This window comes from Sporosarcina saromensis (assembly GCF_054901285.1).
On the sequence record NZ_CM142738.1, the window covers coordinates 1,714,173 to 1,737,508 of the forward strand.

Here is a 23,336-nt window from a genome sequence, read left to right on the forward strand (position 1 = left end):
TTTTGGGATCACTTATTTTTAAAATTTCTTATTCTATATTGGAGGTGAAAGAGATGGAGATTATGCCGGCAATTCTTGATGGATACAAACTGCAACCTAATGAAGAACAAGCATTGGAGAGTCAGAATGCAAAGGATTTCGTCAAAATAATGATGCTACAAGAAGAGCTTGAGAGAGAAAAAGAAAGGCTTTATCAAGCGTTAAGTGAACAAGAAAAGATAGAAGCTTTTAACGTTCTCAGTACACAGTTCAATATTCCCGATTTCATTACGGTACGCGAAGCATCTGGAATTCTAGAAATTACTCCTCAAATGGTTCGCAGATACTGTGCCGATGGAAAACTCCGTGGTCACCAAACGCTACAAGGAAGTGGAAAATGGAGGCTTGATACAGAACAATTTATTGGTAAGCCGAATTGGGATAAGTTTATCGAAAAAAGAGCAAGGATAAAAAAACAATCCGTCAACATTGCGAATAATATTTTGGATTACTTAGATGATCTGAAGTAGGGAATTCATAAATATATAGGAAAGACACTAGTAAACAGGGGTGTAAGATATGAAGGAAGGGTATATCGTAACAGATCCTGAAGAGGAGAGATTGTTGATAGCTGAGTTAAATGAATCGAATCCAACACTGACGGATGAAGAAATTGATGATATGCTCGGGTTGGATGGAAGACTATTGATTGGAAGAAATCCTTAGTTTCTGGACGTGGCAAAATAATATGGCTAGTAATTTAATCAGTACAGGTTGACACTTTTGGAGTTCCTTATTGGGCTTCAAAAGTGTCTTTTGTTGTGCGCCCGGCATGGGCTATAACTTGGTGGTGAAAGTCCACTACAGGCTTGGCAGTAGGAACTGTTAGCTTAAGGCAAGGGTGTTCATCGTGAGGTGGAATCTGAAGGAAGCCGGCGGCAAAATCCCGAACCGACGGACAGAAACTGCATATAAGGCTGAATTGGAACGGACGAGTTTGCAACACAAAACGAAGTCCAATACTGCCCGAATTCCATACAGTAAATGCAGCGGTTACATGGGAGGAAGGTTATAGCTCTTACCCGGGGAGGTCTTACAGGGGTTCCCGACAAGAGGAATGGAATATTCCACAGGAACAAACCCGACAGTGATGACGGGTTGAACTGTAAGAAGTCAGCAGAAGCCATAGTAGTCCATTAGGATGAAGGGCTGAACAATAACAATTCTGAAATGAAATGGAGGTAAAGACAGTGCAAAGACCACAGAAAACATCGTCAGATGGCTGGCCGCAAAGGGATAGGTTGGAAACTGAAAAGTATGCGGGAGCGTGCAGTCCTGTCTTTACAGAAATGGAACGACAGGATGGTATCGATTTGATTGATAAAGTAGTCGACATCAACAACCTCTTTAACGCATGTAAGAAAGTAAAGGCAAATAAAGGGGCGCCCGGTGTCGATGAAATGACAGTAGATGAGCTATTTGGACATGTAGCCAAATACCGAACCCAACTGATTCGGAAACTGAAAGACGGTTCGTACGAACCACTACCAGTAAAACGTGTTGAAATCCCAAAGTTAGATGGTTCAATGCGAAAACTCGGCATACCGTGTGTACGGGATCGAATGGTTCAACAAGCCATCTATCAGGTGATTGGTAAAATCATTGACCCTCATTTTTCAGAGGGAAGCTATGGTTTTCGTCCAAGACGGAACCAACATCAAGCTATTAAGCAGGCCATCACATATTATGAACAAGGTTACAGGGTGGTAGTCGATTGTGATTTAAAAAGTTACTTCGATACCATTAATCATCAGAAGCTGATGGAGTATCTAAAGGAGTTCATAAATGACAAGATTGTCCTAAAGTTGATATGGAAGTTTCTAAAGAGTGGCATCCTAGAAGATGGACTTATCAGTCCAACAGAAGAGGGTGCTCCGCAAGGTGGTGTACTTTCCCCGATTCTTAGCAATGTCTATTTGAACCAATTGGATAGAGAACTTGAAAAACGTGGGCATAAATTCGTACGATTTGCGGATGATTTCTGCATCTATGTGAAAAGCAAGCGTGCAGGGGAACGTGTTCTGGAAAGCATTACAAAGTTTCTTGAACATGACTTGAAATTAACGGTAAACCAAGAAAAGAGCAAGGTGGGTTCACCGGTAAAACTCAAGTTCCTCGGTTTCTGCCTCCATTCCACATCTAAAGGTGTGGGTTGTAGACCCCATCACTCCGCGAAGAGTCGATTCAAAACGAAAATAAAGAAAATCACCAAACGGAACCGCCCGGGTCGCTTCGAAGAGATTGCCAAAGAAATCAACCAAGTGACAGTAGGCTGGATAAACTATTATGGAATAGGCTTGATGAAAAGTTTTATAAAATCCATGACACAATGGCTGAACCATCGGCTACGGCAACTGATATGGAAACGTTGGAAGAAGATATGGACAAAATACCGTCAGTTGCGAAGACTGGGAATTTGGCATGACGAAGCTTGGAAGGTAGCAAATTCCCGAAAGGGATATTGGAGAATTTCCAAAAGCGAAACGCTACACAAAGCAATCAAAGCAGAAACGCTCACCAAGTGGGGTCTGAAAGACTTGAATCACTTGTATGAGCGTCGGTACTTAAGTTATTGAACCGCCGTATACCGAACGGTACGTACGGTGGTGTGAGAGGACGGGAGTTAATCACTCCCTCCTACTCGATTAAACGATAAGAATTAGATTTGGTGAGTGAGTCGAGGTATGGAAATTTATGACAATGTATATTGTTAATCCGCACAGATAAAACCCGTATACAGGGAGTTTTCATACATATATAACCTATCAAGAATTCTTGTTCTTTAGGGAAAATAGTCTTGCGGTAAATGAGGAATTGTAAGACAATGGAATTAGTAAGTTGTTAAATAATATTGAATTGAATCTTAAATACTAGAGTGTTTGCTAGATGATAGAAAAACAAAAAGTTGGTGTTTTCATGATTATTTATGAATCGACAAAAGAACAATTTGTCGGTGATGTTGTCAATGAACTACTTATTGACCGACTCTACAATTCCTATCAAAAGAAAATAGGACGTACCTCTAAAGCTGAAATTCGTTCTTGGGAAAATTCGTTGCAAAAAATGTCCAATGTCATGCAGGATGATGAAATTCCGAATGACGCATCAGTTGCTATTGAGTTTAATATTCCGAACACTTCTAAACGAGTGGATTTTTTAATTGCCGGCAATGATGGCAGTCAAGATCACGTCGTTATTGTAGAGCTGAAGCAATGGGAACAGGTAGAGAAAGTAGCCACTAGAGATGCCATTGTACGAACGTATCTTGGTAAAGCCAATCGTGAAACGACTCATCCGTCTTATCAAGCATGGTCGTACGCTGCACTCATAGAAGATTTTAATGAGAATGTGCAAGAAAAAGAAATTCAGTTAAAGCCTTGTGCATATTTACATAACTATCGAAAAACTGAAAACGACCCTCTAACAGATCCACATTATAAGGAGCATATAGTGAAGGCGCCTGTTTTTGCAAAGGGAGAAATACAAAAACTTCGAGCTTTTATTAAGAAGTACATTCGAAAAGGCGATCAGAATCACCTGATCTATCAAATTGAAAATGGTAGAATCCGACCTTCAAAGTCTCTTCAAGATGCACTGAATAATATGTTGAAGGGCAATGAGGAGTTTATTATGATTGACGAGCAAAAAGTGTTCTTTGAAGAGGCATTTCACAAAGCGATAGAGGCAGTTAAAACAGATACGAAGCAAGTGATGATCGTAGAAGGGGGACCTGGCACAGGGAAGTCTGTGCTAGCAATACACCTCTTAGTCAAACTAATCGACCAAGGGCTTGTCGCCATGTATGTCACAAAGAACTCAGCACCACGGAATATATACTCCACAAAGCTTAAAGGCGATTTTAGAAAGACGCATATTGATAATTTATTTAAAGGATCTGGAAGCTTTACAGAAGTGGATGAGAACGAATTTGACGTACTGATTGTTGATGAAGCGCATCGATTGAACGAGAAGTCAGGTATGTTTCGTAATAAAGGCGAAAACCAGGTGAAGGAATTAATCAAAGGCTCGAAGTTCACGATCTTCTTTATCGATGAAAATCAAAAGGTTACGTTGAGTGATATCGGCAGTGTAGACATGATCAAACACTACGCCAGACAATACAATGCCGACATTATCTCCTGTGCACTTACTTCGCAATTCCGTTGCGATGGGTCTGACGGGTATATCGCATGGCTAGATGACGTGCTACAAATTAGAAGTACTGCAAATACGAACGATTTAGGAATGGATTATGATATTAGACTTTATGATGACCCGAATGAGATGCTTGCGGAAATTGAAAAGCTGAATGAACGAAACAATAAATCCCGTGTGATGGCGGGCTATTGCTGGGAATGGCCGAAGAACAATCGTCAGGACGTCAATCATCACGACATTACAATTCCAGAACATGATTTCGGAATCAGTTGGAACATCGAAAACACCTGGGCTATCGAGAATTCTTCAGTTAGAGAAGCCGGCTGTATCCATACCGCACAAGGATTGGAGTTTGACTACGTTGGCGTTATTATTGGCGACGATATGCGTTTTGAGAACGGGCAAATTATCACGGATTATACAAAACGCGCTAAGACAGACCAGTCATTAAGGGGTATTAAAGGAATTGCAAAAGAGGCCCCGGAGAAAGCACATGTGTTAGCTGATCCGATTATACGGAATACGTATAGGACGTTGATGACACGGGGGCAGAAGGGGTGTTTTGTTTATTGTACGGATCCTGCGTTGCAGGCGTATATGGAGGAGCGGTTGGAGAAGGTTTCGCTCTATCGTAGTGAGAGGGAAGAGCTGTTGTATTTGGTGGATGAATTGAATGATTATCAATTTTGGAATTAGATATTTTTGATGAGGAATTTTTTGTGGTCGTTATTATTTCACACCTAAAAACTTGGTGATATTTTGGATGAAATATGGTAACATAGAATCAAAAGGTACATTTACGAGATAATTCCTTGAATAATTTCCAATTGTTGTTTTATCGTGAGAAAAAACTTTGACCTAGTAAGTAGTTTGACTATTTATTTTGAGGGGAGATACTAGTGCAGCTATCGAACTTACTGAGTAGAGCTGATGAATTTACAATCCAGCAGATGATGGGAACACAAACTGTTAGGATTTTAAGATTGCTGAATGAAGAAACTATTTATAATAGTCACTTTAAGAAATTAATACTACGATTACATAGTTCACAGGTTTTGCTGCTTACAAAAGTATATCGAGATGATTTAATAGATTTGATGAAAGAGCCAGAGATAAAGGCTTTAGCAAGAATATTGGGGCTTTATTCACCACATGAACCAATAAGTCGTATATATAATAAGGTTAAAAATGAAAAGTTTAGACTTGGATCTAAAAAACAACAAAGTCTTTTTGAGTTTTTTAATATAAAGTTATCCAAGCAAGAAAATGAAAAAGTTGAAGTTTTGAATAAGGTAATAGGGAGTTATAGCCTATTCCCACACCAGCGTGTTGCCGCGAAAAAAACAAGTGATTTGTTATTAAGGCATCCTAATAGGGTTTTACTTCACATGCCGACAGGGTCAGGGAAGACTAGAACTTCCATGAATGTAATATGTGATTATCTTCGAAGGAACGAGCCTACCGTAGTAATCTGGTTTGCAACGACTGAAGAATTATGCATACAGGCAATAGAAGAGTTTAGCAAAGCATGGAGAAATTTAGGTAATAGAGAAATAAATACATATAAATTCTGGGGCGATGCCGAATTAGACTTGAATGATGTAAAGGATGGTTTTATTGTAGCTGGGCTTCCAAAAATGGTAAGTAGATTTAAAGCACAGGGAGGTAAAGAATTCATTTCCCAACTTGCACACAAAACGACTTTTATTATTATGGATGAAGCTCACCAGGCAGTAGCACCAACTTATGAATTTTTACTAGATACTCTAATGTCGATAGGTAAACAAAAATCTTTATTAGGTTTAAGTGCTACGCCTGGAAGAACATATGATAATAAAGAAGAAGATTTGAGACTGGCAAACTTTTTCTCAAGGACTAAAGTGAAGTTAGAAGTAGAGGGATACACTAATCCTGTAGATTATCTGACAGAAGCTGGATACTTATCTAAGGTAGTGTATTATCCTCTAATTTATAATAATACTGACCTAACTGAAGCTGAGAGACAGAGTATCATGACTTCTAAAGACATTTCCAGTTCTATACTCAATAAATTAGCAGAAGATGAAAAAAGAAATCTTTTAATAGTAAACGAAGCTATTCGTTTGTCTAGGAATCATAAACGAATAATTTTGTTTGCTCCTTCTGTTAAAAGCTCCAATATGATCTCTTTTATTTTAGAATCACAAGGGTTGCATTCAAGGTCATTAACTGGATTAACGGATAAGTCACTAAGGCAAGAAATGATTGATGATTTCAAAAATGATGATGACAAGCCAAAAGTCCTGTGTAACTATGGAGTATTGACTACTGGCTTTGATGCACCATCGACGAGTGCGGCGATTATTGGTAGACCGACCTTATCTTTAGTTCTTTATAGTCAGATGGTAGGCAGAGCAATTAGAGGGATAAACGCAGGAGGAAATGAGGAAGCAGAGATAGTTACAATTGTTGATCAGGAATTACCTGGATTTAGATCTGTTTCTGAGGCTTTTGAAAATTGGGAGGATGTATGGTGATGAATCAAAATACAACATTAATAGATAAATCTTATGTACCTGCTCATTTAGCCATTGAAGCAATGAGAGATAATGGTTATAAAAACACAGCATATGCAGTTGCAGAGCTAATAGATAACTCTATCCAAGCAAATGCGAATTACGTACAGTTAATGTGTAAAGAAGTTAATACTACGACCGGCCAGCGAAGTATTGCCAAGATAGAACAGCTTGCAGTATTAGATAATGGCGATGGAATGAACAGAGATGTTTTAAAGCTCTGTTTACAATTTGGTAACGGAACAAGATTAAATAAGAATCAAAGAACAGGAATTGGTAGATTTGGAATGGGTCTTCCGGCTTCATCAATATCCCAATGTACCCGTGTAGATGTTTGGAGTTGGCAAAATGGAGTTGAAAATGCAGGACATGTCTTTTTGGATATTGCTGAAATCAAACAGAGAAAGACAAATGAAATACCTGAAGTGACTTCTACTCCAATCCCTGATCTCTGGAAGGAAAAGGGGTATGAATTTGGTGAGTCGGGAACATTAGTCGTATGGTCTAATTTAGATAGGATGATGTGGTCAAAAGGACAAACGCTAGTAAATCATTCCGAACAATTAATTGGCCGCATGTACCGAAAGTTCTTATATGACGGAAGCATTAAAATTAACTTTACTATCTTTAACGACGAGCGAAATGTAAATGAATCTACTTTTGCTTTACCAAACGATCCGCTTTATTTAATGGCAAAAACAAGTTGCCCCGAACCATTTAATAATAGGCCTATGTTTGAACCTTATATGGGTGAGGATAATTTCGAGAAGATTTTTGATATTCCGTTTCAGGGTAACATTCATAAAGTATTCGTACGCGCCTCACATGCTAGAGATGAAGCGAGAGAAGGTGTAAACGCTGGAGGCCGTCCACATGGGAAGCATGCTAATAAAAACTTGGGCATATCTATATTAAGAGCAGGTCGCGAATTAGACATGGACTTAAGCTTGGTTAATAATTATGATCCAACCGAACGGTGGTGGGGGATTGAAATTGAATTCCCTCCTTCTCTAGATGAACTGATGGGTGTTTCTAATAATAAGCAGTCTGCTAGGAACTTGACAGATGTTTTAAGTATGATGGATGAGATAAAAAAAGAGCAAGATAAAGGGACTACTTTATTAGAAATTATTGAAGAATATACTGAAGAAGGTGATCCTAGAGCACCTTTGATAGAAGTATGTGAGCATATTAATCGTCTACTGCATAATCACCTTAGGAAGATTATTAAAGGGCAAAACCAGGGTAGTAGAGTTAATCTTAAACGACATCAAAACGATAGAGTGGAAACTGAAGCCACTAACATTACCGAAGTACGAAAACAGAAAGGCTATTATGGTACTAGCGATGCAGATGAGAATCAACCGCTCGAAAAAAGAAGAGAACTTATAATAAAGGATTTAGTTGAGAGTGGACTAGATAATGAAAGTGCAGAAGAAGCTGCTACAGAAGTAGTTACAAAAGAATCCAAGTACTCTTTCATCGAATCACCCTTTGAGGGCGATGCATTTTTTACTGTAAGGACAAAAGGCGGTAAAATTAATATTCTCTTAAATAAGTCACATCCTGCTTATGAAAATTTACTTGAAGTCCTTGATGAGAGGGATGATGAAAATAGTGTCCCGCAGCTTAAAAAGAGACTTGAAAAAGCTTCTGATGGATTAAAACTACTTTTGGCTGCGTGGGCGAGATATGAGGATGAAACCCCCGATGGTCCGCGTCGTGACGATATACAAGGAGTAAGACAAGATTGGGGTCGTTATTCAAAGGAGTTTTTAAGAAGGCGGGATTAATATGAGCGCAATCTTCCATTCTACAGACATATATCCGCATATCAAAAAAGAATTAATAGCTGTAGAAACTGAGTTGCTAATTGTCTCGGCGTTTGTCAAATTAAATGCATTGAAACAAATAGATGCAGATTTAAATAATTCATTAAAAGTGTGTAAACGATTATTGGTTAGGTTTAGAAAAGAAGATATATTGCATGGAAGCACTGATCTCAATTTATTTTATTACTGCTTATTAAATAATTGGGAATTATATATAGACTTTGATCTTCACTCCAAAATCTTTATATTTGATAAAAAACGATTTTGTATAGGTAGCGCTAACGTAACGCTTTCAGGTCTTGGACTTATTGAGCAATCTAATATTGAAACTGTTTGTCATGGTGATTTAGGATGGGAAGATTATCAAGGGATAGCTGATTTTTTTCAGAATGCAACTTTATTAGATGCAACATTATTTGATAAAATGTTATTTGAATGTAAAAATGCAGAAGTTAGTTCAACAAAGACCCCATTAAAGTGGAGTAAGGAGTTAATGGATTTGGTGGTGTCAATACCGAATAAACTTTGGGTATCTGACCTGCCTTCTAGTAGCTCACCATACGATATGAACAGCGCAGATAGAGCACTGCTAGGTGTGAATTTAGATGAGTCTACTGATTTATCTTTAGTAAGAAATAGATTTAAGGGCTTGAAATGTTATGCCTGGCTATCTAATGCTTTTGATAAGGAAACATATTACGGGCGTCTCTCTGCTGAATTACATGCAGCTTTAGTAGATAATCCTAATTTATATAGGAAAGACATTAAGGTTTTGCTCAGTAATTTACTGAATTGGATTAGTGAGCTAGGAGTTGAAGAAATTACAGTCGATAGACCAAACTATTCACAAAGAATTAGAAAAAATAAATGAAGTTATTTTTTGATAACTTCTTTTATTTTTATGAAATTGTCTACTGGACTACACGTCCAGTAAATCGGAGGAAGGAAAATGGGATACAATCAACATCAAAGTTTCTATCTGAGAGATCGTTGGCTAAGTAAAGCAATCCGTAACACTCTAAAACAACCATCCTTTCTATATGAGAAAGATGCATTTGAAAAAATAGGGCTTGGGAAAAATATGGTTCAATCCCTAAGATATTGGGTTAAAGCAACAGGGATTATGGAAGAGGATAGGAAATCAAAGGAATATAACCTCACTGCATTAGGATTATGGTTAACAGAACAAGACTTAACAGTACAGCATTTTGAAACAGCTGCTCTTTTGCATTATTCACTAGCGAAGGAAAAGGAGCCTAGCTCTACATGGTATTGGTTCTTCAATGTGTATCAAGAAACTGTTATGACGAAAGAAGAAATCATACATGAATTATCCCAGTGGGTACAGGGCGTCGAAGCAAGAGTCATATCTGTAAACTCTATCAAACGTGATGCCGATTGCTTAGTTCGTATGTACACGGCTGGCGGGAACAACGAAGACCCGGAAGAAGTGACACTCAGTCCTTTATACAAGCTAGGTCTACTTGAAGAGCGCAATGGTACAATCTTTAAGAAGGAGCCGATAATACCAAGGGGTAAATACAACTTCTTGCTATATGCCCTGCTAGATTACTGTCGAATGAATGACAGATATGAAATCGATATAGAGGAAGTAATTGAAGGAGAGGGCATGTGGGGTAAAGTGTACAATTTATCAAGAGTGACGATAGTCAATATATTGAATGAATTGACATTGCATTCGCAATATCCAATAACTTTTATTCGGACTAACAACTTAGATATGCTTAGAGTCCCAGCTGTTGATCCAGATGAATTTCTTATCGAAGTGATGAAATTGAGAGGTTGAAAAAAATGCAAGCAAAAACGGCATTCAAAACAAGTGTGAATATCAAATTCGATATTGGTAATAAAGACTTTCTAGAAAGATATCTTCCAACTCCATCTCATGCAGAATCCTTGATAGGCTTGGCGGAAGGCTTTGTAAATAGCGAGTCAAATAAATCGCATATTATGATTGGACCTTATGGTAGTGGGAAATCACTAGTAGCGTCCATCATTGCAAGTGTTGTTAGTAAAAGCGTTTCTGATTATGCAATCGGAAAACTGATCAACAAGTTCGAAAAAGTCCATCAAGATATCTATAGCGTAATCTCTCAATTACCTAAAATGGAAAAACGATATATCCCTATTACCTTAACCGGGCATGAAGGGACGTTCAGTGAAGCTATTGTCAATGCAATTAATAGGGCTTTTGAGAAGAGTGGAATTAAATCTAACTTATCTTCTGACATTGATTCCATAAACTCAATCGTCATGAAATGGAAAAAAGAGTTTCCTTCTACATATGATAAATTTTTAAAAATTTTAGAAGATGAGAAGAACTTATCCATAGAGGAATGGTATATCCTACTTGATGATCAGCTGAATCAGGAGCTATCTTGGTTCAAAGCGGTCTATCGCCATTTAACAGCAGGTGCTATATATAAAGTGGACAATAGCGAATTATTCTTAGAAAAGATGGAGGATTTACTCGAAATCTTGCGCGACAAGCAAATTGGTGTCTTTATTGTTTACGATGAGTTCGGACGTTTCCTACAGAATTTGAAATCAGAAGAAATTTATAGGACAATGCAAGATCTACAGGATCTGGCTGAACTATCCGCCCGATCCGATAACTTAGTGCATTTTCTATTGGTTTCCCATAAAAGCATGCCACAATATATGTCGGCGTTAAATGAAGAATATAAATCAGAGTTTCAGAGGATTGAGAAGCGGTTCAATTCATATTTCGTAGAGAGTGATACAGCGACGTTTTACCGTATTGCTGAACAACATACCTCCCAGTTAGTAGAGCCTTCAATATTCTCAGTTGAAGAATTCGATAATAGTGTAGCTGAAATTCGGAAATTCAACCTCTTCAATGAACTGAATCAGCAAGAAGTCGAGAAAATTGTAGTAGAAGGATCGTTCCCTGTTCACCCAGTCGCACTTTTCTTGCTGCCTAGAATATCGAAAGTATTCGGGCAGAATGAAAGAACACTATTCACGTTTCTGGAAAGCAAGGAGTCAGGTGGATTGCTCAATCATCTAGCCAAAAATCAGGACTATTACTACTCTCATAACTTATTTAATTTCTTCTTTAATCAGAAATTCCGAAATGATTACGATGATGAAATATTCAAGCCGTTTTATCTTTATAAGAAGATCACTAATAACCTGGTAGAGAATCAAGAAAATGAGCAACTTTACTCAGTCCTTCGCTTCATAACATTATGGGAGCTGAGTAATTCAAATGCTGTCTATAAACTGGATATTGAATTAATAGCATTCGCTACTGGTATATCATCGGAGCAAGTAAAATCCTTGCTCGAAAAAGCAACTCAATATAAATTTATCCGATATAACCGAATTCTTAGTATTTGGGAATTACATGAAGGAAGTTCCGTATTGTTAGATGAGGTGATAGAAGAAAACAAAAAGTTTCTCAAATTAAATAATGCGAAAAGAACAGAGTTTATGGAAAGTCTGTTACGGAAACAATATTACTTAGCCAATGGCTATAACGATCAAAAGAGTATGACGAGGTTTATGAAAGTCAATATAGTGATGGCTGCGGAGCTGCTTAATGGAGATATCCATGTAGACGAGGCCGAAATCAAAGATTCAGATGGTTTGATTTACTTTGTTTTATTGGACAAAATCCAGAACTTCAAGCCGGCTTTAGAAAAGGCGAAAGAAATTCTAGGTAAAAGATTCATGTTCAGCTTGGTGCCGGTTGAATTCTCAGTTATTCAGCCTTTAATCGATAAAGAGATGGTTGTATCAAATGTATTGAAAAACAAAAAAATACTTAGTGAATATGCTCTACTGGAAGAAGAACTCCTTATTTTACAAGAAGAGCTGTTATACCAGATTTCAAACTTCTTAGAAAAGTATACGGACTTTTCTAGAGACCCTATATGGATTACTAATGGTAAGCGAATACAGCTATATAGCGAGATTGATTTGGAGAACCATATAAGTAAGGTTATGGAAGAACTCTATGCCAAGACACCGCTTGTACTGAATGAAGCTGTTAACCGCATGCATGTCAACGGGGTGCAACAAAAAGCATTATATCGGGTACTTAGCGGCGTCTTGATGGATTATGACAAAGAGGATATCGGAATTGAGGGGCAGGGTCCTGATTACTTGATCTATGCTACAGTCATTAAGAATAACGATATACAGTTTAATGAATTATCAGAGCTGAAAAATGAAATTTTAAAGGAACTTAGAGAAAGACTATTGCGTTGTATCATGGAAAAACCGGATGGCAATCTGCGTTTACTGGTGGATATTATGCAGTCACCACCTTTTGGCATTAGAAAACCATTGATTCCACTATTGTTTGTCATTCTGTTACGTGACAAGTGGGATCAGTTGATGTTTTACCGGAATGATATGTTCGTTTCGGCAGTTGAAGCTGAGAAGATTTATACAATGTTCGATGACTATGAAGAATATCAATACGAATATCATCAGTATTCTGATGGTTTGCTAGCATTCATGGAGAAGTTAGAATGTGAAGTGAATTATTTAATCAGTGAAAACGTAAAAGATAGAACTTTATTAATAAAAGTTTGCAGTGGTTTGTTGAACTGGTTGCGTCAATTACCTAGAGTCACACAAATCACAGGACACCTAACCCAGCGTGAAAAAGAATTGAGAGACTTAATTCGGCGAACTGAAATCAGTCCTTTGGAAAGCATGAAAAGAATCTATCATGAATTTTCAGGGGATGTATGTACGGTGGTTAAAGAGATGGAAGTGATCAGTAACTACTATGGAAGGTTCGCTTTGCATGTAACTGACTTACTTACAAACACATTGGGTATAGACGAATTTGATGGAAAAGAGCAATTCCTACTTCAATATGATCACCAAACAGTCTACAAAAACCGTATGCTAACTGGTTTATCGCGTGCATCTTCAATTGAACAATTTATTGATGAATATATTGGAATTGAACTGGAAGGATGGTCTGACAATACACTTGAATTGTATAAACAGCAGTTGGCAAATGATTTTGAATCCATTGGAATAAACGGTATTGAAGACTTATTGAATGAAGATGCTATCCAGTTGAATTATAATAATAAATATATGAGCATTGAACCTGTTGAACTTTCGACGAAGTCAGAGGTCGTTTTGAAAAACGTTGACAGGATGATTAATAGAGCGGGCAGAAATGTTCCGAAGAAGGAACTTAACTATATCATGTTTAAGTTGATCGAAAAGTATCTTGAATAGGAGTGGAAATGATGGATAGAAAGCCTGTTCATGTTGCGATGTATAGTGGTGGGGCTTCTAGTGCTTATGTAGCTTATCAAATGGTTCAGACCCATGGAGTTGAAAATTGTATACTTTTCTTCACTAATACACTCTGGGAAGATGAAGATAACTATAGATTCATGGAAGAGGTTGCTGACTACATAGGTATTGAAATCACCGAAAGAATTGACGGCAGGACCCCAGAAGAAGTATTTATTGACACCAGGTTTCTGGGAAACTCACGCTTAGCCAAATGTTCAGAGGAATTGAAAGTAAAACAGACAATATTCTTTTTAGAAGAGCTGCGAGATGAACACAATTTAGAACCTATATTGTATTTCGGCATCGGTCCCCACGAATCTCACCGTGCGGATAACCTGAAAGAATTTTATGCACACAGACCAATTGAACCAGTAGAAACGAGATTTCCTATGATAGAAACGTTTAGAGAAGACATAGATGTAAAAGTGATAATTGAACAGGAGTGGGGGATTAAACTTCCCAGAATGTATGAGTTAGGCTTCTCACATGCCAATTGTGCAGGGAGATGTGTGCGTGGTGGTTTCCAACACTATGCACAACTTTATAAAATTTGGCCTGATCAGTATGCTTTGCAGGAAGAAATGGAAGAGAATTTCAGAAAACACTTTGAAAAAGATGTATCAATTCTAAAGAAAGATGGTGGACCGTATACTTTAAAAGAGTATAGAGAGCGAATGGACCAAGAAGGTATAGAGAAGTTTTTGAAGATTCAGGACGAAACAGTGCCGTGTGTTTGTTCGTTTTCTTGAAAATTATAAAAAAACACTATATTTTTGTGGAAAAAGGTATGCAATTAAAGGTTATTGGTGAATTAGAGTAATTCTACAACATGTATATAATCTTGAAAATAAAGTGATTGACGAATCGGTCTAATTGTCTGGTGCCTGTGTCAAGTTGGAATCAGTTAATTCGCTACATTTACATATAAATGAGCACGGAATGCGTCAGGAACAGGTACCTTCAAACTTTTAAATTGTTTACAGATAAGTGGAAAAATAAGATCGATGGTATCACGCCGAATTTCGAGTATTGTCGAGATTCGGTTTTTTAAATAGTTGAAATCATAGATTGCTCTATTTGAATTGGAAGTGTTGTGGTAAAATTGTTACAGAATCGTTTATTCTAAGAACTATTAATAAGTTTACCTTCACATCACATATAGGAGTGGACATACTATGCACGATGAAAGCTATTTTTATCAATTCCTAGAGTCATTCACAAAAGAGTTAGCTGATGTTGCTCATGAGTTAGAATCTACAATTTTCTCTAGTCCAAGAATGATGCTTACGCATTCTAGAGGATTTATTGAAAATATTATATTACTCGTTATGCGTGAAGAAAAGATTCAAGTTGACGATTGGATCACACTTAAAGAAAGACTAGATATTTTGAACAACGGAGGCTTTCTTACAGCAGATGTACGAGATTCGCTCCACAGAATTCGCAAGCTGGGAAACAAAGCTGCACATGACGTGCGGCAGTTCCGTTTCTCGGAGGCATTAGGTACATGGGAGCAAATTTACGTAGTCGTAAAGTGGTTTGTTGAGGTGTATGGCCCAGTAGATATAGTTGTTCCAGAATATACCGATCCAAAGCCAGATAAATCCGATACATACGATACTACTGAGATAGAGTTGCGGTTGAAGTCGCTTGAAGAGTTATTAAAGAGTAAAATTCAAGCTGGCAATCAAACAAAAGCACAAGTGGCAGTCAAGCCGCCGCGAGTGACTACTTTGCCAGGATACACTGCAATCCGTACGATTTCTTACAAAGATGATAGTGTCGACATCCCCTATTTTTTACGGGACGCATTTTTGTTACCACAGCGATTCGATAAATCTGAAACATTTTTAATCCGATTAGGGGCTGAACAACAAGCGAGAATAATGAGTGAGCTTCCAAGTAATTTGGAAGGTCTCCATAAACATGTCAAACGCTATAATGAAAAGAATGATGCGAACTTCTTTAGTGAGTTGAAAGTATTTATTGCAGAAGAAATAACAAGAAGAGAACTGGTCATTCAACGCCCCGGAGAGTTATTCCTCTTCTATAAAGATCGTCATATCGTTGTCACTGAAGAGTTAGCGAAAATTCCATTTAATGCAGATGAATTTACCGGCAGCCCAAGTCTGTTACGCCAACTGAAAGAAGATCAGATCGAAACGGTAGGTCAATTGCCGAGTGAGTTAGCGATACTAGCTAAGTATGATAATGTCGGGATTAAGACGATTGAAAGTTTGTTTGAGCAGTTGGAGAGGAAGCAACTGGATAGGGTAGGGGTTTAGTTTAAGTTACAACATCTTGAAGATAGATGGCTTCGATTTACATGAATGTTTCAGGCATAGGCACCGTCAAATTTGAATTTTCGTTATAATGTAGGTGCACGGAAAGTATCACATCTTGCAGCATTAATCGTAGCAATACTGTTGTTCTTAACAAAAATAATCCATCCTTGAGTAGCAGCTCCTAACTGATGGATTATTTTGTCCAACTAGCTGATTTTCCTTGAAGGGAACCTGTTGTTATTACTTATGACAGACCGCCTAATGTTGGTAGCATTAGGTGGTCTTTTTAGTATATGCTTGTTATTTTTATTACAAAGCTGTTTTTCATCATTACAAAAAACATTTTAAAAAATCAAATGATTCAGGAGGAACTCACCGTGCCCAACACCAACAACAAATCCTATCCCTCATCGAGGATTCCGAGGAATTCACCTATTTACATAACCACTTCAACCGATTTAATCCATTCAAAGTTCTTCAATTTGACAATTATGAAATCCGCCATTCCAATGTGTTGGCGTGGTTGATGGATCCGCAGCAAAATCATGATTTAGGCGCGCATTTCATTAAGAAGCTAATCGCGAAGTTGTTCGTCAATCCTGCCAATTATGAGGATGAGGACAAGATTGCCAATTATGATGTACTTCAGCTGAGCCGTCATTCGTATCATGATCTTGTTGTGTATAAAGAGTTGTCTACTTCTAACCGCAAGCGAATTGATCTGTTGGCTGTCTCTCATATGCATCAAGTGGCGGTACTAATTGAAAACAAGTTTTGGTCCAATGAATCGGAGGTAAAATGCAGCCTTCTTGTTTGATGATTTCTTGAATTTCTTACATGTTTTCAAGAGAGTCCCATGTAACGACTGTTAACTTCTAAAAGAAAAATATTTTAATTTTTAAAAATAAATAAAAATCAGTATGTTTTTAATGTTAGGAACGCATGTATGGTACAATAACAGAGTAATAGAATAGGTGACTCGAGGGTGGTCGGTATGACAGTATTTGAAGCGCTAATGCTGGCAATTTCATTTGCCGCCGTAGCAGTATCGTCGTCTAACCATAAAAAATAAACCATCCTTGAGTGGCTGCTCATAATGGATGGATTATTTCAATACCAGAGCTGATCCCCTTGTAGGGAACCTGCTATTACAGACTGCCTAATGTTAGCAGCATTAGGTGGTCCTTTTTAGTTTATTCATTTTCAAGAATTATATACTTATATCTTTATTATAGTGCAATTTTTTGATTATTACAACCAAATAGTGATTCCTAATGGACTTTGATTGAAATTAATAATAGTAATCCTCTACTTTTTTAAGTGACTCCAAAAAATGTAATACATTATCGTTGAAGGAGTACTCTAAATTGTCAATTGAATAAATGATTAAATCCGCGTCATCTTTATAGACTTTATTGTAAACAGGTTTTACATTACTGTTTTGGATAAATGCCTTGGCAAGCTCAATTGCCAGCATTTTATTCTCATTCAAATTAGACACCTCCTTGAATGAGAATATTTTATAAGAGGATTTATTATGACAAGACTTGATTATTGGTGCCAGATTCTTAGTGAGTTTCGAATTGTTTTAGACCTTAATGCACTAATTTGTACTGAAAAGTAATCCATCCTTAATTTACAAATCATTGTTATGGATGGATGTTTTTGTTTTGAAAAGCGAGTGCCTATGCCAAGTCGAATCGACGTGATGTTTTTGCGCAGGAACTGTCAAAAATGAGAGAAGTTATTTAATAACCACTCCAATTTCTTGGTGAGCGTGTGATTCTCAGCCTCTCATGTACTTATTATAGTAGAGCGTAAAATCGCTACTACCTACTGGGAGGCAACATAAAATGACAACTAAATCATTTCAACCCATTCACTTTTCGGTTCAAGCAGAGGGAATGGAACTCGGTAAGGACTATGCCATTGTTTCTATGGAGCATATTAACGATCCGATTCTAGGATGGGAGTTGGGTTCTAAGAAAGCGTTTTTAGAAGGGCTTGATGTGAATGACACGAAGGCATATGATCATATTTGCGGAATCGATAGTTTGCAACTGCTTGAATCTGAAAAAGTCTATACGGATCATCAACAGTTTTTAAAAGCAGAACTTGTGAAACGTGGCTATGGCCATATACAAATTCATAAAACATCTTATATATCGAATGCAACATTTTATTATCCGAAGCAACCTATTCAACTAGCTGCTGCGCATACTTTCGGGTTGGGCGTAGTTCAGATTTTACGTGGGAAATTTAAAGGTGCATACATGTTGTATAATTACCAACGAATGAATGCTGAAGATTTAGTTGAAGAGGATGATTATGACGAGCAAATGATACTGCATTTGTATTTCCAATTCACAAATCCTTCTTCATACTTTGACAAGCAAGTTGTGAATTTACTTGAAAGAAATTGGGATCTAGCGCAAATTTTGATTATTAACCATAAGGAATACATGCGTGATTATTTCCATGCTGTTGCAGCTTATCATCGGGCGAAGGAGCAGGGAAGTGTGCCGATTGATTTGATGCGGGTGATTCGTGGGATGCGTGTATTCTAATAGAAAGAGGGAAGTATATGAGTCGACGATTGCTGACAGACAAAGTGCGCTTAGAAGAACTTTACGCAAAAGAACTAGAATTAAAGCGAACCGAACCGATTGGTTCGAGCCCACTTTTAGCGCATCTGTCCTATCAGATTTTGCTATTAGAGAAGAAATTAAAAATTAGTAATCCTGACAGACAATTCGATTGCATAGGCATTATGATTGAGCATGCGTATTATATGAAGATGGAGCAGAAAGATCGACATGTTGCAAAGAAGACATTCCAGCAAATACTAAGGTTGGATCGTTATAATCCGGAGGCGAATTATCGTTACGCATTTCTTCATTATGAAGAGGACGATTGGATAAAGGCAATTCAATACTTCCAAGCTGCACTTTTAGAGAACGATTCGAATTTTCCTTTGTCGTCAGATCAGGTAATGAAGGCAAATCTATTCATTAGCTATTGTGCAATGATGATCGTGAAAGAATCTATACACACTGTAAATGAACTGAAGTCAGATGAATTGATGGAGACGGAAGGCATTAGTATCGAGGAGCTGTCCGATAATGTGAAAGACTTGCTCAGTCAGTCAGAATATAAGATTATTCGTAACGAAGGTGAATCATTCATTTCACAAACACACTATGAAGAACTTGAATCGATTGTTGAATCGGACGCAATCTGGCTGGACCTGACGTTGGATCAGCCATATATAAAGAGTGGCAACCGGAGTATAGAGATTTCGCGACAAAACGGCTTGTTGCTAAAGCGGTTGTTATTGAAGTCTGCCAAACAAGAAGGGCTTGCGCTAACCGAGATCACAGGCTATCAGGATGAATTCCTCGCTAATAGTATAGATATTAGTTGGGACAATTATCGGCAGAAAGTCCGTAGGATTAATGAAAGGCTACGTACGATTGGGTTACCTTCTCCGTTCATTCAACATGTTACCGGTAAGCATAGTTATCGAATAGAACCATGTACATTTTCAATTATTGAATATGATGCTAAATAAGAAAATCTCTCTACTGGCTAGAGAGGTTTTTTTGTTCGCGAAAATCGTGTGACAGGGGTGTCACAGGTGTGTACGTATACTTGAGTTATCAAATGAATTGGAGATGTTGAGATGAAGAAGAACTGGAAAGAATTATTCATTGGTTTTGGCTACGAAGTGACGGAAGTCAAAGAAGGACAGTATGATTTAAGCGCTTTAAACGAGCTCAATCAACAACTCCTTATATCTGTTTTAGAGAAGCTACCCCTTACAATGGTTGTTTCAACACAATTACTGTCCATAAAAGAAGAAGCTGTAGCAGAGAATGCGTGGATTTGCCAATTAGAGAAATCCATTTACGGTAGAAGTGAAGCGAGTTATGCGCCGGCTGAAATTCCATTGCAGAAGATTGATGTGTACATTGCCGGCCTTGTCATGCAGCTGAACCGGCTTGGGTATGTTATGACCTATTCATGTGATGGTCATGAGCGACGTATGCCTACACTATATTTTGAAAAAGTGAAGTATGCACGGGAAGCGAAAATCTTGTTGGCTCATTTCGGACTGGAAAGTAGACGAAGAGGGTTGCAACTTTCATTCCCTGTTAATCGCAAAACGTTACCGGAAGTTGCTTTAAAAGTTTCTTGGCTTACACGTGAAGATGTGGAGAGAATTTGTCGTAAAAACAATGACCTCGTTGAGGAAGCATCGTTCAATGAGACATTGGAGAAGTTACTATCCATCCGAGGAGAGAGCGGAAACGAAGATAGAATTCGCGAATTTGTAACTGGAGAACTAGAACCGTATACAGATCATATTGAAGTCGACCACTATGGAAATGTCGTAGCAATCAAGCGATATGGATACGGACCTACCGTACTGTTAAATGCGCATTTGGACACGTGTGAAGCCATTGTGAATGAACGAGAAATTATTAAGAAAGGTGATAGTTGGACGAGCAGTGATGGCATACTAGGCGCGGATGACCGAGCTGGCGTTAATGTAGTATTGTCGGTTGTCAAATCAATGACCAGCAGCCAATTTAAAGGGACGATGAAATACATCTTTACCGTGCAAGAAGAAGTTGGGCTTCAAGGTGCTCGCCAAATTGCAAAATCGTTCCTTTGGGATGTTGATATGGCATTTGTCATCGACCATCGCGGCACCCACGATATCGTCACATAAAAAGGCGGTATGGTTCCATTTTGTACACCTGCGTTTGGTAGAGAACTCGAGCGCATTGCCCGTAGATCTGGCGAAGCGAGATGGCGGACAGTACCAGGGGGCTCAAGTGACACGTATATATGGGCGCAAAGTGGAATTGAAAGTGTGAATCTATTTGCAGGCTACATGCATGAGCACACAGCTGACGAGACGTTGGACGTGAAGGCGTGTTATGGCACGTATTTGTTTGTGATGGAAATATTGGATGCGTGTGATCGGATTGTGCGGAGGGGGAGGGAGGTTCGACGTCAGGATGAGACTAGGGCTGTATATTGAGAGATTGCGTAGAGAGGCGAGTTAAGCTTCTCTATTTTTATATTGAACAATAATAAATCAGATTTGGGATGTAAAGTGAAGAGATTAAGTATTGGTATTATAAGCATAATAGATGTTTATTAGCTTAATACTTTAAATCTATCAGATAATTAAGGAGATATGAAATTAGTTACAAATCATGTAAGGAAGTGGTAGAATAAAATTAATTATTTGATTATTTGTTAATTTATTTAGTTAATTATAGTAAAATGGTTTTGTAATTCAGACTATGTAATCTCAATATACTTTAGAAGATACTATTTGTGGGGGGATTTTATGTTAAATCCTAATATCAATCAATACAGTATAGACAGAGTTGGTAAAATTAATGATAGTCATGAATTTTTATACGAACTGGTATGCTTATCTCATATAGGCATAAAAAAAGACGTGAAAACGGCTGAATTTCATGATTATTCGATTCGATTATTAAATTTTATTCTTGAGACGGGAAATGCTTCGCTTGCTTTACTACTTACAAGAACATTTGTTGAAATACAAACGCATGCTAAGTTTTTCTTGACAGCTAATGCGACAAATGTTAAGCAACTATGTGATTTAATTTTATTACAGTTCAATGAATTAGAGGTAGATATTTATTACAATGTTATGTGGTTACTGAACAACTATGATGAGTCCAAAAGTGAGGTCTATAAATCAATAGATGAGTCTATCGGAGAAGCGAATATAAAATCTATACTTCCTACAAAGATTGACGAAATGGACGGAAATCTTTACGAATGTTATAATCTATCGTTATCTATTGAGCTATTACATTGTTATTTAATTATTGATTATAGCTCACTCAATCACCTTTACTTAGATTTGCTTTCGGATCGAGAAAGATTTAATGGAGAACTTTCGGATGTCAATTTCTCAAAATTACTTTGGTATGGATTTCTTTTAGATCATGAGACTTTATTGAAAGATGTACTGAGAAATTACGATGAATTGGTAAAAAGCCAATTATGGACAATTCGATTTTACAGATTTATTGAACAAAACTTGTCTAAAAAAGAAAAAAGAGATGTTGATAAAATTAATCGTGTTATAGAACGTTTTAAAAAGGAAAAAATTTTCTCAAGTACTGAAAAGAAATTTATTGTAGAAAAAATAACTACCTTGATGGTGACCAAAAAGAAACAAACTCCTCAAAAGTTGAAGAACTCTAACATAACGAAAAGCGTAGTTAGATTGTCGCCATACAATCTTCCACCTAATTTACCAATAAGTGATATTAAACATAAAGTGATGATTGATCTAGCTGTTTATGACAACGAGAAAATGAAAAAGATGATAAAAACAATAAGAGTAGAGGTATTAACTGATAGCAATAAGACGGCTATGTATGTGAGTAAAAATAGCTTGAAAGAAATAAATAAAGAAGCATTGCCAGGATGTGTATGGGTAGAACACTATACGCAACACACAAAAAATTTAACTAAAAATAGAATAGTAAATCCAGAAGTAGCTGTCCATTCTAAAGGAGTTTTACGTGATAGTTCTGCCTTGTTTAATTGGCCAACAACAGAAGTTACAGGAAAAGGCTTTTCTGCAGAAATCGAGTCAAATGGTTTAAATGAACAAAGTATTCTGCGTAAAATGGGCTATCAAATAACAGATACTACTAGGGAAAAAAGGTGGGAAGCATTAATACGGGCTGTTCCAAAATTGGGGTTAAAAAGAGTAGCCTATACGATTGCAGGTTTTGTAAGAATGCGAAAAGGACAAAAAAATGGTCGTGTTAAATTTAAGCATGCAATTGCTGAATGGGAGTATGATTTGCAACGGTTGAAAAGCAAGTATTACAAAAAGGACTTTAATTGGCCGAGAACTTAAAAACAATAGCAATAAGTTATGAATTTAACAACAGGTGCCTGTACCATGTTAAATTCAGTGTTAATTCACTACAATTGCATATACATGAGTGATAGATAGTTAAGTTGATGGGTTTGCAGTTAATTCTTGCATAACTACTCAAATTGATTGTATTGACGTGAATGTTTCTGTCACAGGCACCATCAATACAATCGTCCAATACAATATCCACCGATCCGCGAAC

General features: G+C 37.4%; 20 protein-coding genes. 18 read left to right on the forward strand and 2 right to left on the reverse strand.

Features of this window, described 5'->3' with window-relative positions:
- Positions 1-53 precede the first annotated feature (53 nt).
- The 12 genes from ACVHUV_RS08520 to ACVHUV_RS08575 all read left to right on the forward strand — a co-directional run bounded on the left by ACVHUV_RS08520 (position 54) and on the right by ACVHUV_RS08575 (position 16,185).
- Entirely contained in the window at positions 54-509 is a 456-nt protein-coding gene (locus ACVHUV_RS08520) for a helix-turn-helix domain-containing protein (RefSeq protein ID WP_462086736.1), read from the forward strand.
- 49 nt (positions 510-558) lie between these two features.
- A complete protein-coding gene (locus ACVHUV_RS08525; RefSeq protein WP_462086737.1) occupies positions 559-705 on the forward strand; it encodes a hypothetical protein in 147 nt (48 codons plus the stop codon).
- Between the two features lie 184 nt (positions 706-889).
- On the forward strand, positions 890-1,054 hold the full coding sequence (locus ACVHUV_RS08530; RefSeq protein WP_317946918.1) for a hypothetical protein: 165 nt from the start codon (positions 890-892) through the stop codon (positions 1,052-1,054).
- Between the two features lie 274 nt (positions 1,055-1,328).
- On the forward strand, positions 1,329-2,615 hold the full coding sequence (gene ltrA / locus ACVHUV_RS08535; RefSeq protein WP_317946919.1) for a group II intron reverse transcriptase/maturase: 1,287 nt from the start codon (positions 1,329-1,331) through the stop codon (positions 2,613-2,615).
- 340 nt (positions 2,616-2,955) lie between these two features.
- On the forward strand, positions 2,956-4,893 hold the full coding sequence (locus ACVHUV_RS08540) for a DNA/RNA helicase domain-containing protein (RefSeq protein WP_462086882.1): 1,938 nt from the start codon (positions 2,956-2,958) through the stop codon (positions 4,891-4,893).
- 203 nt (positions 4,894-5,096) lie between these two features.
- Entirely contained in the window at positions 5,097-6,713 is a 1,617-nt protein-coding gene (locus ACVHUV_RS08545) for a DEAD/DEAH box helicase (RefSeq protein ID WP_462086738.1), read from the forward strand.
- Positions 6,713-8,545, forward strand: a complete 1,833-nt coding sequence (locus tag ACVHUV_RS08550) for an ATP-binding protein (protein ID WP_462086883.1) — start codon at positions 6,713-6,715, stop codon at positions 8,543-8,545. The genes ACVHUV_RS08545 and ACVHUV_RS08550 overlap by 1 nt, the downstream gene beginning before the upstream one ends.
- A gap of 1 nt (position 8,546) precedes the next feature.
- Positions 8,547-9,455 carry a phospholipase D-like domain-containing protein gene (locus ACVHUV_RS08555; protein ID WP_462086739.1) on the forward strand — a complete coding sequence of 303 codons (909 nt, stop codon included), beginning with the start codon at positions 8,547-8,549 and terminating at the stop codon, positions 9,453-9,455.
- Positions 9,456-9,533: 78 nt separating this feature from the next.
- Positions 9,534-10,391 carry a DUF4007 family protein gene (locus tag ACVHUV_RS08560; RefSeq protein WP_462086740.1) on the forward strand — a complete coding sequence of 286 codons (858 nt, stop codon included), beginning with the start codon at positions 9,534-9,536 and terminating at the stop codon, positions 10,389-10,391.
- A 5-nt stretch (positions 10,392-10,396) separates the two neighbouring features.
- The gene (locus tag ACVHUV_RS08565) at positions 10,397-13,837 is read left to right on the forward strand and encodes a DUF6079 family protein (RefSeq protein WP_462086741.1); all 3,441 of its coding nucleotides are present in this window, start codon (positions 10,397-10,399) and stop codon (positions 13,835-13,837) included.
- Positions 13,838-13,848: 11 nt separating this feature from the next.
- A complete protein-coding gene (locus tag ACVHUV_RS08570) occupies positions 13,849-14,649 on the forward strand; it encodes a hypothetical protein (protein WP_462086742.1) in 801 nt (266 codons plus the stop codon).
- A 426-nt stretch (positions 14,650-15,075) separates the two neighbouring features.
- Positions 15,076-16,185 (forward strand): DUF4145 domain-containing protein, encoded by a 1,110-nt coding sequence (locus tag ACVHUV_RS08575; RefSeq protein WP_462086743.1) that lies wholly within the window; start codon positions 15,076-15,078, stop codon positions 16,183-16,185.
- An 83-nt stretch (positions 16,186-16,268) separates the two neighbouring features.
- Here ACVHUV_RS08575 and ACVHUV_RS08580 read toward each other — a convergent pair whose 3' ends face one another.
- Positions 16,269-16,391 carry a hypothetical protein gene (locus ACVHUV_RS08580; protein ID WP_462086744.1) on the reverse strand — a complete coding sequence of 41 codons (123 nt, stop codon included), beginning with the start codon at positions 16,389-16,391 and terminating at the stop codon, positions 16,269-16,271.
- Between the two features lie 71 nt (positions 16,392-16,462).
- On the opposite strand from ACVHUV_RS08580, the gene ACVHUV_RS08585 reads away from it, so the two are divergent.
- On the forward strand, positions 16,463-17,002 hold the full coding sequence (locus tag ACVHUV_RS08585) for a PD-(D/E)XK nuclease family protein (protein ID WP_462086745.1): 540 nt from the start codon (positions 16,463-16,465) through the stop codon (positions 17,000-17,002).
- Between the two features lie 474 nt (positions 17,003-17,476).
- Here ACVHUV_RS08585 and ACVHUV_RS08590 read toward each other — a convergent pair whose 3' ends face one another.
- Positions 17,477-17,677: a hypothetical protein gene (locus ACVHUV_RS08590; RefSeq protein WP_462086746.1), complete on the reverse strand. Its 201-nt coding sequence runs from the start codon at positions 17,675-17,677 to the stop codon at positions 17,477-17,479.
- A gap of 361 nt (positions 17,678-18,038) precedes the next feature.
- Here ACVHUV_RS08590 and ACVHUV_RS08595 point away from each other — a divergent pair, with 361 nt between their 5' ends.
- From ACVHUV_RS08595 to ACVHUV_RS08615, 5 genes are all read left to right on the forward strand, one after another.
- Entirely contained in the window at positions 18,039-18,752 is a 714-nt protein-coding gene (locus tag ACVHUV_RS08595) for a hypothetical protein (RefSeq protein ID WP_462086747.1), read from the forward strand.
- Between the two features lie 17 nt (positions 18,753-18,769).
- Positions 18,770-19,756: a tetratricopeptide repeat protein gene (locus tag ACVHUV_RS08600; protein WP_462086748.1), complete on the forward strand. Its 987-nt coding sequence runs from the start codon at positions 18,770-18,772 to the stop codon at positions 19,754-19,756.
- A gap of 111 nt (positions 19,757-19,867) precedes the next feature.
- Positions 19,868-20,920 carry a M28 family peptidase gene (locus ACVHUV_RS08605; protein ID WP_462086749.1) on the forward strand — a complete coding sequence of 351 codons (1,053 nt, stop codon included), beginning with the start codon at positions 19,868-19,870 and terminating at the stop codon, positions 20,918-20,920.
- 9 nt (positions 20,921-20,929) lie between these two features.
- A complete protein-coding gene (locus tag ACVHUV_RS08610) occupies positions 20,930-21,235 on the forward strand; it encodes a hypothetical protein (protein ID WP_462086750.1) in 306 nt (101 codons plus the stop codon).
- A 315-nt stretch (positions 21,236-21,550) separates the two neighbouring features.
- On the forward strand, positions 21,551-23,113 hold the full coding sequence (locus ACVHUV_RS08615) for a hypothetical protein (protein WP_462086751.1): 1,563 nt from the start codon (positions 21,551-21,553) through the stop codon (positions 23,111-23,113).
- The last annotated feature ends 223 nt before the right edge of the window (positions 23,114-23,336 follow it).

Coding starts and splice junctions, on each gene's coding strand:
- ACVHUV_RS08565 (WP_462086741.1), top strand. CDS start 10,397: ATGCAAGCAAAAACGGCATTCAAAACAAGTGTGAATATCAAATTCGAT.
- ACVHUV_RS08555 (WP_462086739.1), top strand. CDS start 8,547: ATGAGCGCAATCTTCCATTCTACAGACATATATCCGCATATCAAAAAA.
- ACVHUV_RS08595 (WP_462086747.1), top strand. CDS start 18,039: ATGACAACTAAATCATTTCAACCCATTCACTTTTCGGTTCAAGCAGAG.
- ACVHUV_RS08560 (WP_462086740.1), top strand. CDS start 9,534: ATGGGATACAATCAACATCAAAGTTTCTATCTGAGAGATCGTTGGCTA.
- ACVHUV_RS08570 (WP_462086742.1), top strand. CDS start 13,849: ATGGATAGAAAGCCTGTTCATGTTGCGATGTATAGTGGTGGGGCTTCT.
- ACVHUV_RS08520 (WP_462086736.1), top strand. CDS start 54: ATGGAGATTATGCCGGCAATTCTTGATGGATACAAACTGCAACCTAAT.
- ACVHUV_RS08610 (WP_462086750.1), top strand. CDS start 20,930: ATGGTTCCATTTTGTACACCTGCGTTTGGTAGAGAACTCGAGCGCATT.
- ACVHUV_RS08615 (WP_462086751.1), top strand. CDS start 21,551: ATGTTAAATCCTAATATCAATCAATACAGTATAGACAGAGTTGGTAAA.
- ACVHUV_RS08575 (WP_462086743.1), top strand. CDS start 15,076: ATGCACGATGAAAGCTATTTTTATCAATTCCTAGAGTCATTCACAAAA.
- ACVHUV_RS08540 (WP_462086882.1), top strand. CDS start 2,956: ATGATTATTTATGAATCGACAAAAGAACAATTTGTCGGTGATGTTGTC.
- ACVHUV_RS08605 (WP_462086749.1), top strand. CDS start 19,868: ATGAAGAAGAACTGGAAAGAATTATTCATTGGTTTTGGCTACGAAGTG.
- ACVHUV_RS08600 (WP_462086748.1), top strand. CDS start 18,770: ATGAGTCGACGATTGCTGACAGACAAAGTGCGCTTAGAAGAACTTTAC.
- ACVHUV_RS08550 (WP_462086883.1), top strand. CDS start 6,713: ATGAATCAAAATACAACATTAATAGATAAATCTTATGTACCTGCTCAT.
- ltrA (WP_317946919.1), top strand. CDS start 1,329: ATGGAACGACAGGATGGTATCGATTTGATTGATAAAGTAGTCGACATC.
- ACVHUV_RS08525 (WP_462086737.1), top strand. CDS start 559: ATGAAGGAAGGGTATATCGTAACAGATCCTGAAGAGGAGAGATTGTTG.